Source organism: Vibrio frigidus, assembly GCF_042465995.1.
In the GTDB taxonomy this organism is placed as follows: domain Bacteria; phylum Pseudomonadota; class Gammaproteobacteria; order Enterobacterales; family Vibrionaceae; genus Vibrio.
Genome location: NZ_JBCDMC010000008.1, coordinates 208,735 through 225,047 on the forward strand (window position 1 = coordinate 208,735; position 16,313 = coordinate 225,047).

Consider the following 16,313-nt stretch of genomic DNA (forward strand, 5'->3'; position numbering starts at 1 on the left):
GAGGTACATAAAAATACTTGGATTAACCCCCGCCTCTTAACGGTGTGCGCCCTTTTGTAGAGTTCCTATTTATCCAAGACATCACTACACCTGCTGCGGCTCCATAGACATGCGATGCCCAACTGACATGGGGTTGAAATGAAAATAAACTCCATAACAAACCGCTGTATAGTACGAGAACCAACAAGCCTATAAATAGGTTTTTTAAAGTTCTATTCAGTAAACCATAACTTATCAAAAAAGCGCAGTAACCAAAGATAAGTCCACTCGCCCCAGCATGTACTCCGGAGCTCCCCAGAATCCATACACATCCTCCTCCTAATAAAGTAATACCGATGCTTATCCGCCAGAAAATAGCTAACCCTAATTGACGAACCAGCAGCATTAGTATGCAAATGGGTATTAGGTTAGACGCGAGATGGGACCAGGAATGATGAATAAAAGGTGCCAGTGGTATACCCAAAAGGCCAATAGATTGTCTCGGTAAGATCCCCCAACTTGATACGTAGCCAAGCGATAAGGAATTAAGAGTTTGTATAATTATGAGGCCTACCGCGAAGATAAATACAGGTCTTAAATGTTGCTTTATGATGCCATTTTTCATTCTGAATAACTCCAATAATTTATAATGCAGTACTCATTAGTAGCGAATAGTTTAAAGGTAGCTATCACCTGATCACACGATTATCCAACTTAACATCATTTTAATGAAAACGAACCCCTCGATTAGAGTGAATGGAGTAAATTGACCATTAATTAGAAGGAAACACCTGGTTTTTTTGTGTCACTGTAGTTACTCAAAGTATCATTTTTTCGTCACTCAGAAATGCCCCATTGTGTGTAAACGAGACTTGTAGTGGGGAGCATGGTAACGAGTGTAAGAGTCGGATCGTGTTCGAGTAAACACACTTAAGATTACGCACTCGCAGCAAACATAAATGTGATAATTCCAATAACAAGAATCTTGGGCAGAACGCTTTCAAATGACATAATAAGCACCTTGTTTTATAAATGTGAACGTCTGTTTGTTGTGAAATTTATAACTGATTCAACGGGTTAATTCAAAGCGCGATATCCTCTACCTTGCATACAATTCCTCATTAGTTCGTCCCGTTCTTTCTGATTTGTATTTTTGGCAGAATTTTTAGAGCCTCTGGCTGATAACACCCCAACAGTCGTCCCGATGGCGGCACCCTTTTTTGCTGCACTGCTTCCCGAATTCCCAGAAATACTCCCCGCTAACGCTCCGGTGGTTGCGCCTCGTAGACCTCGTTTAACCCCTTGCTCAGCGGCTCCAGCTGATTCATGTTGACCTACATTAACGAGTAGATCAGAGCATTGCTGCTGATCTAGGTTGAATTGCACAGAATCGTACTGTAATTCATCAAACACCAAAGTATGCCCATTGGCGTAGGTTGGTACTGCTGAGAATAGAACAACACCCGCTATCGCGAGAGCGTCGTTAAGTAGGTTTCGTTTTTTCATGTGTGTCTCCAGTAATAAGCGGCTTGATTAGCTACTGGAGATTATAAAGTTAGATTTGAATTATAGTAATCAGGTTATCTATGCTTGAATTATAAATTTCATTTATGATTAGAGAGCGCTTCTCTTAATTTCTCTCGTACTTGTAGATGTTGTTTATCCTTCAAATAGCGCCGATGGTATAGCATCCGAAACTTAATGGTATTGAGCTCAAGTGGAATAGTATGAATTCTCAACCCAAGTACTGGTGCGAGTTTTTCCGCAAAAGAACGCGTAGAGGCGGCGATCAAATCTGTCGTGCTTGCAAGCATCAACATACTCGATATGGAACTCGTTTCTATCTTAACATTACGTGGTTGAATATCTTTGTCAGACAGAAACTCCACCGTATTCATGTCGCCACGCCTAAATTTAAGCGCTATATGCTGCTCTTGGAAATAGTCTTCTTGGTTAAGGGTTTCTCCAATCCGTGGATGACCAATTCGAGTGAGACAAACCGCCTCATCTTCGAACAACGCCTCCTCTATTAGTGAATGCTTTTTACTGGATATTACGTCTATCACAATGTCCACTTTTTGAGAAATGAGAGCGTCAAACAGCGCACTCTCTTCAAGTGGTGCTTCGCTGAATCGTACCCCTTTAATGTCGCTTACAAAGTGGATTAGGCTCTCGGTACAGTAAACATTGAGATCATCCGCTTGCTTCTCGATGCTCCCCATAATATTGAGTGGGTCCTCGATTTTATTCGCGAGTGATACCGCCGCGCCAGTCGGAGCGATTCCTCGGCCTTCACGAACAAAAAGTTTCTTACCTACAACCGTTTCTAAACGTTTGATTGCAGCACTAACGGCTGGTTGGGTTAAGTCTAATTGTTCAGATGCTACAGTGATTGAACGCTGTCTATATACCGCAATAAAGGTAGTGAGTAGATTAAGATCCAAAGCTTTAGCCTCTTATTTATAATATCAGATAAGACTAGGTCATTATGCCACCTTAATCGTTCCATTGTCGTCCTCCGTGGATTTTAATCTACTACAAAAGGAACATTCACAAGCGAATAGTTAAGCGGTTCAGAAAGAACACAATCACTAGAATTCGGCCATCCTAGCGATTGTGCAATTATGGGTATTTTCAGGCACAGATCAGCGTGTTAAAGAAAAAAGTAATTGTTCGATTTCCTCACCCAGTAGTGACTCTTTTTCATACAGTTTATCTGCTACTGAATCTAATGAAGACCGATGTTCAGTCAACCTCTGTTCCACTGACTTTTCTGCTTTTATTATCCATTGCTGCACCGCGGTTTGGGCGTTCAACAGCAATTCACTCTCTTCGTATTTGGTGAGCATTCCAACGTTTACCGGGCCAATTGAAGGCTCGAGTCCGCCTTCGTATATGGCGTGCATCGCTAATTTCGTTGCCTTGCTTATATCATTCGATGCACCTGAGCTGATTTCATCTGCTTTTGCGGAAAAAAGCTTTTCAGCGACTCTTCCCGCCAATAACACCTCTAACTGATTCAAAATACGAGCGACCGAATAACCTTCATACTCCTCTTCTGCTCGAGTCGCGACAAAACCCAACGCCTGATCCCGCGGTTCAATCGTAACAAAATCAATCTCTTGTTTAGGGAACAACAACGAAGAAACAAGAAGGTGCCCTGCTTCATGATAGGCTGTACGTTGTTTTTCGCGCTCGCTTAATACAATATTCTCACTTGGCGATCCGTAGGACACTCGCACCATAGTTTTTTTGATCACTTCAACCGTCAGTGGATTATTTTCTCCCACCACTTGATAAATTGCTTCTCTAAATACTTGGTCGATTTGAGCGGAAGACATCCCTCTTGATGATGCAACCAAGTCATTTAAGTCTGCGGTGACAAACTCAACGTTATGCCTCGCCGAAAACTTGGTAAAGAATTGCTCTCGTGCATGACGATTAGGTAAATCACAAAAAATAGTTTCGTCAAATCGGCCCGGGCGGACAATAGCACTGTCTAACAGCTGCGGGTGGTTTGTTGCCGCCATCACAAATACCGCATCATCACCCGACACAAACCCATCCATTTCTGACAGTAAGGCATTGACGGTCAGGTTGCGATCGCGGTCGGCACCTTGTTCACTGTCGGAACGACGGGATGCAATCGCGTCGATCTCATCAATAAACACCATCGACGGGGCGTATTTTCTTGCCGTAGCAAACAGCTTTTTAATATTTTGTGTTGTACCACCAGAACTAGAAGATGATAACTCAGAAGCTGAAACCGCAAAAAATGGCAATCCACTCTCCCCTGCCACGGCTTTCGCTAAAAGCGTCTTACCCGTTCCGGGTGGTCCTGCAAACAGAAAACCACTTGGTATAGGCACGCCAAAATGGCTCAGTTTTTCTGGTGTCTTAAGCCAACTAATGACGTCTATCAGCCGTTTTTTTGCTCTCTCCAATCCAATGACGTCATCTAATTTAATCGTTGGTAGACTCATTTTAAATAAGTCGTTTGCTCGCAAGTCATCCGTTTGTACTACCTGGTTCACTGATTGACGGTGAAATAGAACATTAAAGCCCTGCTCAAACGGGGTGACAGAACAGTGATAGCTCAATGCCTCCCTGCGTCTTGTCATGCTGGATAAATCGTGCTCTATCGCTAAGTAGTATTGTATTCGTTCTATCATTGAGGGAAACGAATGATCAAATTTTGACAGCTCAATACTAAAGTGTTCTCTCACATCATGAGACAGGCTAACCGAGTCATCTTGTTCGTCTTCATTCACTATACGATAGGTGAAGATAGGTAGCTTACTGTGCTTTTCTAACTCATCAGAAAGAAAATACAGCAACGAACTGTGACTATTTTCTATCGTATCAATATCAATAAGCAGCGCGTCTGGAAGGTGTATTTCTATGGCGCTTTTTATCTTATCTTTATCACTGCAAAGAGACACATCATTCTTCATACTGGTACAATTAAGTAATTCAAAAACTCTCGAGTCATTATCTAACAGCAGTAGTTTGCTATGAGAATGTGGCTGTCCGTGTTCTTCATTGTCGACCTGAACGTCAAACACCATCTTGTCGTGAGGAAACTGTTCAAAAAATGGCGTCGCCTTATTCAGGATTTGCGACTGAACTTTTGCTGAAACGCCCTTTAACCCTCGAACCGAAATGTCCGGCGCCATTGTTTTTAGCAAGAATCCGGCAAAGTTATCAGGCCAGCCAAAGGTAAGTTGCGGGTCAGGTTTTTCTTTTTCTTCTAGTTCACGATCGGCCAAACGCAACAAATGGTTAATCTTGAGTGATGAGAAAATAATGGGGTAACCCTTCGCTAATCGGTTAACAAATTCTGGTGACAATTGCGTTTTACTCGACGGATTTTTAGAACTGCGCAAAATGTCAAAGATACTAATAGAACGATTCTGTGGGTTATTCGCTATAATATCTTGGCCAAGGTTGGTCGTAAATATAATGATACATTGGCTAAAATCCACCACTTCTTGACTGGTTTGATCTTTAGCGAGTCCACTGTCTAATATCGACAACAGCGACTGAATGACTGTGCTGTGCGCTTTCTCTATTTCATCAAACAACAGTATTTGTCTCGGTTGCGCCCTAACAACATGGGTCAACATACCTAAGCTAGCGTCTACATATTGAATCCCAGTACCAAATAGCTTTAAGCCATCACGACTGTCTGCATAGTGCTCCATATTAAATACGTTGAATTCATAGCCGGTTTTTTCGTATTCGTTTAACTCGCTCAATAACTGAGAAGCCAGAAATGTTTTCCCGACGCCTGATGGGCCAACAAACGTATAAATAGTGCGCGGTCCCTGTTGGGAATCAATACTCGACGTCAAATATCCTTGGCATAAACTGTTTATCGCACTTTCCTGACCAATCACTTTCTTACTCAGCTTTCGTTTTATACCTTGGCTAGATAAGGACCTAAAAACCAGATTATTTTTTCTTCTGTTATTGAACTCTATATAGCTGACATCGTCATTGTTACTGAGCATTAATTGGTCAACAAATACCCCTGTACCCATTTTGTTATCGGTAAAAGCGTTCGCGAAGCAGTGTTGGACATAAGAAGAGAGCTTCAGTTTTGAAACACATTTCTTCGCGACTTGATACCAAGTAGAAGAAGGGTCGCCAAAACTGCGACTCTCTGAAAAACGAAACAGGTTTGAACGCAGTGCGTACACCTTCTCACTAAACATCAATTGATAGCTTTGGCATTGAAAGTTCGAAGCAAGTTTATCTAATATGGCAGTTTCATGAATAAGCGCAGCCAGTATCGTCGCTTCCGTCACCTTAAGTTCTAATGCCGCCTCTTTCTCCAAATCTTCAATTGTTTTATCCGAATGCTGAGATAGGTATTCGCCCGTGGCAATAACGGCAATTTCTTCAATGAAATTCTTTCCTATGTTATCCATCATTGGATAACTTTCTGCTAGTGCAAAAGGGAGAAGAGGTTTCGATTTATTCGACCCATGGTCATTCGTGTCATAGGTAATTGATTCGTAAGAAGTTGGCTGATTCGACATAGATTGTTCCAATGGTGATTCATCTAACGCAGTTTGATTATGAAGATCATTCACATCGGCATCAGACACATTGCTCACCTGTTTTTCAATGGTTAGAAAATCAAAATCCGATTCAATATGTAACCTATGTTCTTGTTCATAGTTGACAAACTTCTCTCTAACTTGAGTACAAAACGTTGAGACATCATAGTTCAAGTTATTGTCATCAGATGATGCAATAAGGTTAAAATGATCAGATATCAGCGTTGTACCACCCGCCTCTTTAATCGCAGTAATGATTTTTTCTTCATCCAAAATATCGATATTTATCGCTTCAACGAAACACAATCCTTCCTTATTAACCACAAGGTCATAGTTCAACATTGTCGACAAAAGACGTGGATCGTTAATTAATTTGTCTATGGCAACGAGTACGATGGGTAAGAGAGATTTACTGCTCGCTAAAAAGGTCGTCTCGAGTGGATTACCATTCCAAAAAATATGATTTTGGTTAAAGAAAGCCTTCACGAGATTATATTTATTCATTAATGAGTCCTAGCGCTGGATGATTAAGGTTTTAACACGATGAAAGAGTGTAATCTGAATTGAATTTCAAGCGTAATGCGGTGTAGATAATTAGTTTATCCAGTAGCTCATTAGGCATCACCCCGTCACTGAACTGATGGCTTTAACGTTCATCTTACTTGCTCTCACTTTATACAACTATACGGTATAAATCCCAACAATAACATGATGAAAAAATTACAAAAATTTATTTTAACCGTATATGGTTTTGATTGGGAAACTACCCTATAATTCGCGAATATAATAAAATACACAGAAAAGTGCATAGATGAAATTTCTTACAATTAGTTTATTGGTTGGCTTATTTTTCGCTCTCCTTGGTTTTAAGAAGAACAAACCTCGCTTACAAAATATCGGTGTAAATGTTGCGGCCTTGATTGTTATTTATGTTGTCGCCTCAATGGCAGGCCCAGCACGTTACACCATTGATCTAGAACAATCACCGGTAGTTATTGACAATAAATCCTATCTTGTCGCGTGGAAAATTAATCGTGTACTTCCATTTGAATGGCTGGCAGTGGCCAAGTATATCGACCATGATACAAAAACTGGTGGTATTGATCTGTACAAGAGAATACCGGAAAAGCAACGAAGAGAATTAAAACAAAGCTACCAAGGTGAGGGACTATTCACTCAATATTTAATATTCATTTTGTTCACTGCTTGGGTCGTTGTTTATAGAAAAAAAATAAAACGACGCCCTGTAACTATCCATCTATCAACCCCAGCAAAAACGCAAGGGAAAATGACTAAACAGGCCATCAATGATTGCACCAGTTTGGTCGTACTAAATGAATGGATTGATACAATACAGAGAAAACCATTTTATCGGTTTTACTATAAGAAAAGTCGATTAACGCTGTGCCACACGAGAAAAGTATCCCTTCAAAAAGAACTCTCACAGGCATTCTATGCCATTGCCAAAAGCATCCACATTCGAGCTAATACCTCGTCCGATGGAATGTTCGATAACACCAGTGAAAAAGGCTATCTTCCGCTTTGGGTCGCAAAAATGTTACTTAAAGGTGAATATGAATTCGGTATCGATATCGAATTGAAGGCTGAAGGGCCTCACCCTAAGTTAGAACACCTGACAACATACGGCCGAAATGTTAAAAAATCAAACTCCGAAGAAAAAACCCATACCCTTGTTTGGCAAGACGATAGACCAACGGAAAGTATCAAGAAGACGATTGAAAAGCCACTCATCGACAGTATTGAAAGTTCGCTAAACGCTATTTTACCTAAAGGTTTGGTCACATTTTCTAAGGACAGTACCACTCGAATAAAACTGTCTATTTCATCTGTCGATTATACGGATAATGCTGATAATATCGTGCAGTTTGCCTTAGGGGAGAAATACTACCTTTTCGCAACCCCGTCTTATCAACTTTCTACCAACGTTCTTGGTTCTGGATTTTTGTTAAGCTCGAAGTCAGTACCATTGCAGAATCCTCAAATTACTGATATTTCAAACAAGGCATTAACGTCAGAACCAAAAATAAAGATGCCAAAGCCAAAAGAAAACAAAATACCAAGCTTCTGCACCAACATAGTAAAAGTAAAAATAATCTCTTCTGTAATCGAAACCTTATTTATTCCTTTACCTAGTAGTGGGGTAAAAACCTCGATGGCCGCGGCACGCAAGATTGATGAGTTATATACAGAACTGGCAAACGACGTGCAGTCCGCGGTATTAGATGAACTCACCAGTGAAGCGATGGATATCGCTATACAAAACATGATAGAGAATGACCCGGTGATGTTTGTTTCATTACTAGACAGCGTAAGTAGCGAACTGCTATCTCTGGGCATTGAGCAAGAGCTACTCAGTGAAATGGCAAGCTCCATTATGGCGGAAGTCGCCGCAATGGCAATTTCAGGTTTAATAGAGGATTAACAGATGATCAGACTATTTACGTTATTATTAAGCTTGGTCATTTCAAGTAACGCGATGGCAAGTTCAGGAATCACTGGCACCGTTTATCGGTATCTTAAAGAAGAGCTTTTCGGAACGGTCACTCACGAATCTGTTGGTTTTTTCGGATCATTAGATAAATTTGTAAAGAAAAATGACGTCCGTTTTGCTGATGCAGATAACAGCGTTCCGATAAAATTTACCGACTTAGGACAATACGACTTAGGTTTATATTTCCCAAATAAGGGTTATGTTTATCTCAGCAATTATGACAATATCAAACTGCCAGCTAAGTACGTCGCGGTCACGTTCAAAGATAAAAAGGGTAAAAAAGCGCTCTATCGATATGTGAATATTCCAAAGACTAATCAACCCGTTATCATTTCGGCTTTACCTACCGTCACGAGTCAACAAAAACAGAAAAAACAGTTTCCTTTAAAGGTCTTTACTTACCCTAGCAATGCCACCGTTAAAATAATGAACATCACTCCAAAATACAAAGAAGGAATGATACTCAGAGATGGCAAATATCTCATTCAAGTAAGCAAGAAAGGATATGCAACCTACAGTAAAAAGCTAAACCTATCATGGAATGAACCCAATGTTCATGTTGCCTTGGCAAAGAAATCTTAAGCTTTCATCCGAATAAACACGCGCGAAAAGGATTAGCATTAGTCGATAATATTATTGCTAATCCTGTTTATTATTACTCAACGGGAGCTTCACAGAGTTTTAAACTCCCTATAATACTGACTCGATGCAATACGCTTTAATGACAATAGATAACTAGTCTGACACTAGCCAATATCTAACGCATCTAGCACAGTGATATAACCTTACTTATAAACTAGTTATGTGACTTAATTCGTTTTGGCATTGGTGAAAAATAGCCGACTAAAACCATAACAACACCAACAAAAATAACAGCAAAAACCATCACGATGGTATCTCTATTACTCAAATCTATAATAAGCATCTTAACTACGGTGAGTCCAAACATTAACGTACCAAGCCACCACAAACTCACTATTTTAAGTCGCGAACCGGCGGAGGTTGCCACCATGGCTAACATACTCCAAAGTATGGCTATTCCTGCTTGAAAAATACCAGATTGCCACAAAGATGGAAGCGTATAACTGGTTGTCGTGTAGCCGCTTACTGCTCGAGCTAATGCACAATGTGCAAATATAACACCCGTTACTGCGCACCATGTTGCGATTTGTACTTTCACGCTGTACCGGACCGGAATATATCTGTTTATCGTTATTTGGGTGTTTTTATTCCGTAACCAAACGGCAACAATGATGACAGTTGCAATGGCAGTGAGTTCTATAGCATTCAAAATAGGTAGCCACATAACATTCGCTATCTTTACATTAAATATAGGCAAACTGTATAGGACGAACGCAGCAACTATAGCAACCATAGGAAGCAAAATAGCTTGTTGATATAATGGTAAGTATGGTTTCAAAGGCCACTTATTTTTAAGTTTGGGCACGTAACAAACCGAAATAAAGGCTGTAGATAACCATGGTAATAATAGAACGCCTTCTTCAATGTTAAGATCGAATACTTGATATATGTAGATAAAACAGCATAGTGCCAATCCATAAAAGTGAATCGCGTGACTGCCATAAACAACGCGTTTTACTGCGATTTTATGATTAATAAGATCAGTGATGGCAGCATATATGTCATATTTTATAAAGGCATAAAGTATGGCAAAAACGCCCACAACTACCCCACCTCGTTCCGTCCATTCAACGTGAGTTTCAGGCGCAACGACAAAAACCGCCAATAACATAATCCAAAGAGGTGATAGCCAAAACAACTGACTGATTGGTAACCAACGTGTCGCTCGGTACAAAAAGAAACAGATTGAAAGAGCAGCAAGAAGGTAAATAGCCAGAACTAGATCAGTGCTGACATGCCAAGTTGCGCGACTTGACGCGGTTAGTATTAATACCCCTAACAACACGTTAAAGCACCCCATAGTGCAAAGTGAAAGCGTTTTCGAATACATTGAAAAGGTCGTTTTATACAGTAATGCCACTGAAACCATTATGGCTATTCCGCTAACAACAAGATGATTTAGTTGGGAGCTGTAAAAATAGAGAGCCATTATTAACGGTAATAGCAACGTACTCCAACAGAGCGTTGGTCTAGAGAACCTGTGACTGCAAAATAAAAGTATACCGACAAATAGAAGTTGAATAACCAATAGATAATTCGATTCTGTCGATATCACCCACCACCAACAGACACCAATTACCATCACGACCGTCACCATCGAAATAATGGAAACCACCGTATTAGTCACTGTTAACCAGCGTGTCTTATAACTAAACTTCCAATCAGAGGCATAAAAAGCCAGCACAAACGCGACTAACACAACTTGAATGACCCATGACCATATCGTCAAAGGTTGAAACAGAATGCTTTCTTGCCACTGATACAATTGATACAAACTCGCCACTAAAAATCCAAGCCCAACCAACGCAAACTTATTCCTATTCTGTTGATTGCTCAACCACAGAATGATCGCTGCTTTTAACGCATATATAATGGCCGTTGAAGAAGCACTAACGAACACTGGAATGGCCATTGCCAAGAATAGCAACGCGAAACTTTTGTATACACTAACTAGCTGATCATTTTTTTGATATTTAAAGGTTATTGCCGCCGCTGACGCATAACATAAGAACAAAAACAGTGATGAATAAGCCGTATACATCGCAATGGATTCTGTTGCTGTATAAAAGAGAGCGTAAGAAGTAAGAGGAAGAGTGAACACTAAACTATTAGAGATAATCTGCGTATTTTTTGAAAATTCTTCACCCGCGTGAGAATGCGCCAGTAAAAAATACAACACAAAATAACTTGCTAAAAACGGCAGCGTTTCCAACATTAATATTGGCTGATATGAAAAAACCAACCATGCTTCAATTAAAACAAAAGTACATACAACGCCAGATTTTTCCAAAAAATACCATCTTTTCTTGTAGGCCAGAAATACAAGGCCAACATTCAATAGCAGATAATATCCAAGTAAAATGAGATGATTTCCAGCGGTACTCGTAGACAACAATACAGGAACAGCAAAGCCCGCGACGGCTGCCACAACGGCCATAATTTGTGTATTTTGAAGTAAGGCAAGTAATGTAGTGATGACGACCAATATGGTAACTAATACAAACGTTAACTCAATAGACAAGAGAGAGAAATAGCGCCCCGCGGCTATCGACACAAGATACAGCAAAGCCATACCACCACCTTGCAAAATAACACCGAAATGGTTCGGTTTGTTCCGTAACCTCCAACCCAGACCAACACAACAGATACCCGCTATCGCTACAGCTAACAGTTTAAGTTCAAGCGGTACGCTAAACGCCTCATAAGTTAGTTTGATTAGAAATGACAGCCCAACAAATACAATCGATAGACCAACCAAAGCAATAGGGCTGATTTTATCAATAAATTGAGTAATTGGATCAGGCAGCGCTTGTTTTACCCGATAAAGCAGACGAGTAAATTTGGCTGTATAATTGCTGTTTCTTCGTGGAATTGACTCCGAGGCTAAGCTTATCGTTCCCTCAAGTTCAGGAACAGTCATAGCCTGAGCATCCGATATGACATAGTCTTCCGCGTTATTTTCAAGGTCACGAAAGTCTTCGTCTTCTACCTTATAAGACGCTGGAATTGGGATTTCATTATCGTTAGTTTGTTGCTTTTCGAATTCCATACGCAACAAGGTATGATCCGTTTTGAGCCTTTCCAATTGCTCACGTAGTTGTGTTGTCAATGTACTGGATGATTTTGCTTTATTAAACGCTACGATAGATATGATAATGGGCAACAGAAAAAATAGAGCAGCGCCAAAGAAAAAAGTCAATTCATCCATAAATCTACATTCTTAAAAATAATTATTTATTTCAGTAGGCTATCATAATGAATGTACTAAAAGTAATCCTTATCCTATTAAAGATATAGGATTAATTGGCGTTTTGAACCCATATCAAACCGATGACTAATTCTGGACACAGCATCATTTCTTAGTTATTTAGCTTTCTATATTCACCTTGTCTATCCAATACATTTACGATAAACATTATCTATGGGTCAATTCACCACACCGCTACACTTAGCAGGATCGCAGGAACAAGTGCACTAAAGTTTAGACTCAAAGTTAGAACTGAAAATCTCACTCCATTACGGCTTTCATTCTCTTTCTTTAAAAAGCAAAAAACTCCCCAGCACGAAGTACCGGAGAGTTTGACTGTAAGCTTAATTATTCATCTAACGATTAACTACCGTAAAGAGTTAAACGGGAGATTAGTTTACTTGATTAGTCAATTTCTGAGGTTTATCCACTTCCGTCAATAACCCTTTAAGTAAGCTCACACTACCCAACAACAGAATAATCGTAAACGGCAATGCAGCAATAATGGTGATGGATTGCAAAGCTTGAATAGATTGAGTACCACCAATCCACAACATAACCATTGCGATAAGACCAGAAATAACAGCCCAAACCACTTTCTGTTTGACCGGCACTTCTAATTTACCACCCGCCGTCATGCCATCAATAACGATAGAGCCCGAGTCTAATGTTGTCACAAAGAAAACGATAATCAGTACTACCGCGATAACGGATAAAACATTTCCAAACGGGTAAGCATCTAACATATAGAATAAGCTTAGAGAGACATCCGTAATACCTTGATCAAGACCTAACTGCCCCACCTTGTCGATCACCTGTTCAATAGCAACGCCACCGAAAATAGACATCCAAGCTGTTGTTACCAATGTCGGGATAAGCATTACACAAAGAAGAAACTCGCGAACGGTGCGTCCTTTAGAGATACGTGCTACGAACATGCCAAAGAAAGGGGCATACGCGACCCACCATGCCCAATAGAACACAGTCCAACCGTGCAGCCAAGTTGTGTCGTCGCGGCCAGAAGTTTGACTCAACGGAAGAATGTTTTTCACATAGCCCGTCACAGCGGTAACCAAAGAATCCAATACTGTAGTGAAATTCAATACAGCAATAAGTCCAAGAAATACAAACGCAATAACCATATTCAGATTACTTAAAAACTTAACGCCACCATCCATTCCACGCATAACAGACACAATCGCTAAGCCCATAATCAATACAATAATGAACTGCTGAAGGTAGATGTTATTTTCTATCCCAAAAACATGACTGATACCGCTAGCCGCTTGCGTGCCCCCTAAACCAAGAGACGTCGCTAGGCCAAACAAGGTAACCAGTACCGTTAATATGTCAATTACATCACCCGTTTTGCCCCAAACTCGATCACCCAACAAGGGGTAAAAAACAGAGCGCATTGAGAGTGGCAACCCTTTATTGTAAACAAAGTAGGCAAGGCAAAGTGCGGTCATACCATAGATAGCCCATGCATGTAAGCCCCAGTGGAAGACGGTTGCGCCTAATGCCAATTCACGACCCGCTTCTGTGTAAGGTTCTGCATTAAGTGGAGTACCAAACCAATTGGTGAAGAACGCCGTTGGCTCTGCAACCCCCCAGAAAATGAGTCCAATACCCATACCTGCGGCGAATAGCATCGAAATCCAAGATGCTTTTGAATAATCCGGAGTAGCATGTTCACCACCTAAGCGAATTTTACCTAGAGGTGAAAACGCTAAAATAATGGCAAAAATTAACAAGATGTTGGCTCCCCACATAAAGAGGAAGTCAAAATTTGACAGCGCCGCACCCTTAATGGAATCGATAGCGGCTTTTGCATCTGCTGGCGGTAATGCGAGAAGGGTGACAATAAAGAGAATAGACAAGCCGACTGAGGCGACGAAAACGGTGTTATGGAAGTCCATACCCCATTTACTGATGTTATCTTGACCAACTTGATAATCAGTAGAATCAATACTGTATTTTTTTGATTTAAAAATCATAAATTATGATGTTCACATATCCGAATCAACGAATACAAGGAGCAACTCCATATCCATTACTATTTGATTAGCTAGCCACATCATATAAACATGATAATAATCTCCGCTGAAGGTGATTAATGGCTTTTGCTCAATCCCAAGCGGCGTACTGTAACACAAAATGGTGCAAATCTATCTGTTCGGCTGTTATCTAACCACTGCTTGCAACTCACTTAATGGGGGATTTTTGAGCTATGGATACCAACTGTCTCGACTATAAAACGCTGCTGGACATTTCCAAATTACGAATTTCAGAAGAAGAAAATACTTCGAATAACATCTACTATTTCTCGTTCCCGCGCTCCAGCGTGGGAATGCATACACTACTTAGCGATCCCACGCCAGAGCGCAGGAACGAGGACAAATAGGTTATTTCTGTTTAGGACGGAAAGGCTTTATAACCTCTTCGTTGCATTTCAAGTAAGGACCTTCCATCAGGTCGATGCAATAAGGTATCGCAGGGAATACCGCATCCAGACACTCACGGATGGATTTCGGTTTACCAGGTAGGTTTACAATTAAAGTATCATTACGAAGACCAGCGGTCTGGCGTGACAAAATAGCGGTTGGAACGAATTTCAGCGATTCAGCACGCATAAGTTCGCCAAAACCAGGCATCATACGATCACAAATGGCTTCTGTTGCTTCAGGAGTGACATCGCGCTTTGCCGGTCCTGTGCCTCCGGTTGTAACAATCAGACTACAATTCTGATTATCAGCCATGTTGATCAATGTAGCTTCGATAATATCCTGTTCGTCTGGGATCACTTCATAGACAGGTTCCCATTCAGAAATTAAATATTCATTCAGAGTTTCAATAATTGCCTTACCAGAAATGTCTTCATATACACCCGCGCTTGCTCGGTCGCTGACCGTAACAATACCGATTTTAGCTTTTGTCATTTGTTGTCCCTTTGGCTAAATTCTTGTTGAAGGCCAAGTGTAAAGAATTAAGTCGAGAGGATAAACCTTGGAAGAGAAAAATCAGTCCACCATGAGAAGTATCTATTCGCCTTTACCTCATGCTTTGTCGCTTTCTCACTGATTTTCACGAAAACCAATATCATTCCCATGAAAATGGAGATCTAAACTCACCAAGATTCCCGTTTTCACGGGAATGACGAAGTATTTAGCACTAACCGAACAGCATTACTTAACCATCGGGCCTTTTTTATTTCGTAGAATTTTTCAAAATTATAGGCAGTAATTTAGTGGTGGAAAATAAAAATCCCTGCTCATTTTGTCATGATCAGGGATTCAACGTTCTTTATCTAATGCTACATAAATAAAGGGCTAAACAATCTTCTCAGCGCTAACAATAACACCGTCGGTATCTGCATACAGATAGTCGCCCGTTTTTACTTCAATGCCACCAAACGACAATGGAACGTCTCTCTCGCCAGAGGTGACAGGAATAGATTTTCTTGAACAGGTGCCCAAAGCATAAAGAACAACCGGAATGTCTTTGATTTGAAACGTATCGCGAATATAACCATTTACGATGATGCCAGCGTAGTGATTGTTATGTGCAAATTTCATTAGGTTTTCACCAACAACAGCAAAGTATTCTTGGTCTACATCAACAACAACAACCTTACCTGTGCCATCTTCATCTCTTAGAAGCGTGATCAGATCTGAATTGTTTTTGTTTAACTTAATGGTGACAACGTCACCCTGACATTTATCAGCACCACCAAAATTTTGGTACCCAGCACCCAAAACACGTGTTCTTTCTGGGTGCTCATCACAGATATCTGCGGTAAAAAATTCCATAAATCATCCTTGTTTTTATCAATTTTAGACTTTTAAGTTCATTTCGCATTCTAGCATTC

General features: G+C 40.4%; 10 protein-coding genes. 2 read left to right on the forward strand and 8 right to left on the reverse strand.

Annotated features, from left to right (window positions below; all coding sequences use genetic code 11):
• Window positions 1–22: 22 nt before the first annotated feature.
• The 4 genes from AACW90_RS15360 to AACW90_RS15375 all read right to left on the reverse strand — a co-directional run bounded on the left by AACW90_RS15360 (window position 23) and on the right by AACW90_RS15375 (window position 6,548).
• The gene (locus AACW90_RS15360) at window positions 23–604 is read right to left on the reverse strand and encodes a rhomboid family intramembrane serine protease (RefSeq protein WP_390236069.1); all 582 of its coding nucleotides are present in this window, start codon (window positions 602–604) and stop codon (window positions 23–25) included.
• A 452-nt stretch (window positions 605–1,056) separates the two neighbouring features.
• The gene (locus AACW90_RS15365; RefSeq protein ID WP_390236072.1) at window positions 1,057–1,485 is read right to left on the reverse strand and encodes a glycine zipper family protein; all 429 of its coding nucleotides are present in this window, start codon (window positions 1,483–1,485) and stop codon (window positions 1,057–1,059) included.
• A gap of 98 nt (window positions 1,486–1,583) precedes the next feature.
• The gene (locus AACW90_RS15370) at window positions 1,584–2,423 is read right to left on the reverse strand and encodes a LysR family transcriptional regulator (RefSeq protein WP_390236075.1); all 840 of its coding nucleotides are present in this window, start codon (window positions 2,421–2,423) and stop codon (window positions 1,584–1,586) included.
• Between the two features lie 201 nt (window positions 2,424–2,624).
• Entirely contained in the window at window positions 2,625–6,548 is a 3,924-nt protein-coding gene (locus tag AACW90_RS15375; protein WP_390236078.1) for an AAA family ATPase, read from the reverse strand.
• Window positions 6,549–6,855: 307 nt separating this feature from the next.
• On the opposite strand from AACW90_RS15375, the gene AACW90_RS15380 reads away from it, so the two are divergent.
• Window positions 6,856–8,487 (forward strand): hypothetical protein, encoded by a 1,632-nt coding sequence (locus tag AACW90_RS15380; RefSeq protein WP_390236081.1) that lies wholly within the window; start codon window positions 6,856–6,858, stop codon window positions 8,485–8,487.
• 3 nt (window positions 8,488–8,490) lie between these two features.
• Window positions 8,491–9,138, forward strand: a complete 648-nt coding sequence (locus AACW90_RS15385) for a hypothetical protein (protein ID WP_390236084.1) — start codon at window positions 8,491–8,493, stop codon at window positions 9,136–9,138.
• Between the two features lie 214 nt (window positions 9,139–9,352).
• Here the strand turns inward: AACW90_RS15385 and AACW90_RS15390 are convergent, their stop codons facing one another.
• The 4 genes from AACW90_RS15390 to rraA form a co-directional block, all read right to left on the reverse strand.
• The gene (locus AACW90_RS15390) at window positions 9,353–12,406 is read right to left on the reverse strand and encodes a DUF2339 domain-containing protein (protein WP_390236087.1); all 3,054 of its coding nucleotides are present in this window, start codon (window positions 12,404–12,406) and stop codon (window positions 9,353–9,355) included.
• Window positions 12,407–12,837: 431 nt separating this feature from the next.
• On the reverse strand, window positions 12,838–14,442 hold the full coding sequence (locus AACW90_RS15395) for a BCCT family transporter (protein WP_390236090.1): 1,605 nt from the start codon (window positions 14,440–14,442) through the stop codon (window positions 12,838–12,840).
• 408 nt (window positions 14,443–14,850) lie between these two features.
• A complete protein-coding gene (gene mog / locus AACW90_RS15400; protein WP_390236092.1) occupies window positions 14,851–15,384 on the reverse strand; it encodes a molybdopterin adenylyltransferase in 534 nt (177 codons plus the stop codon).
• Window positions 15,385–15,774: 390 nt separating this feature from the next.
• Window positions 15,775–16,254: a ribonuclease E activity regulator RraA gene (gene rraA, locus AACW90_RS15405; RefSeq protein ID WP_390236094.1), complete on the reverse strand. Its 480-nt coding sequence runs from the start codon at window positions 16,252–16,254 to the stop codon at window positions 15,775–15,777.
• Window positions 16,255–16,313: the final 59 nt, after the last annotated feature.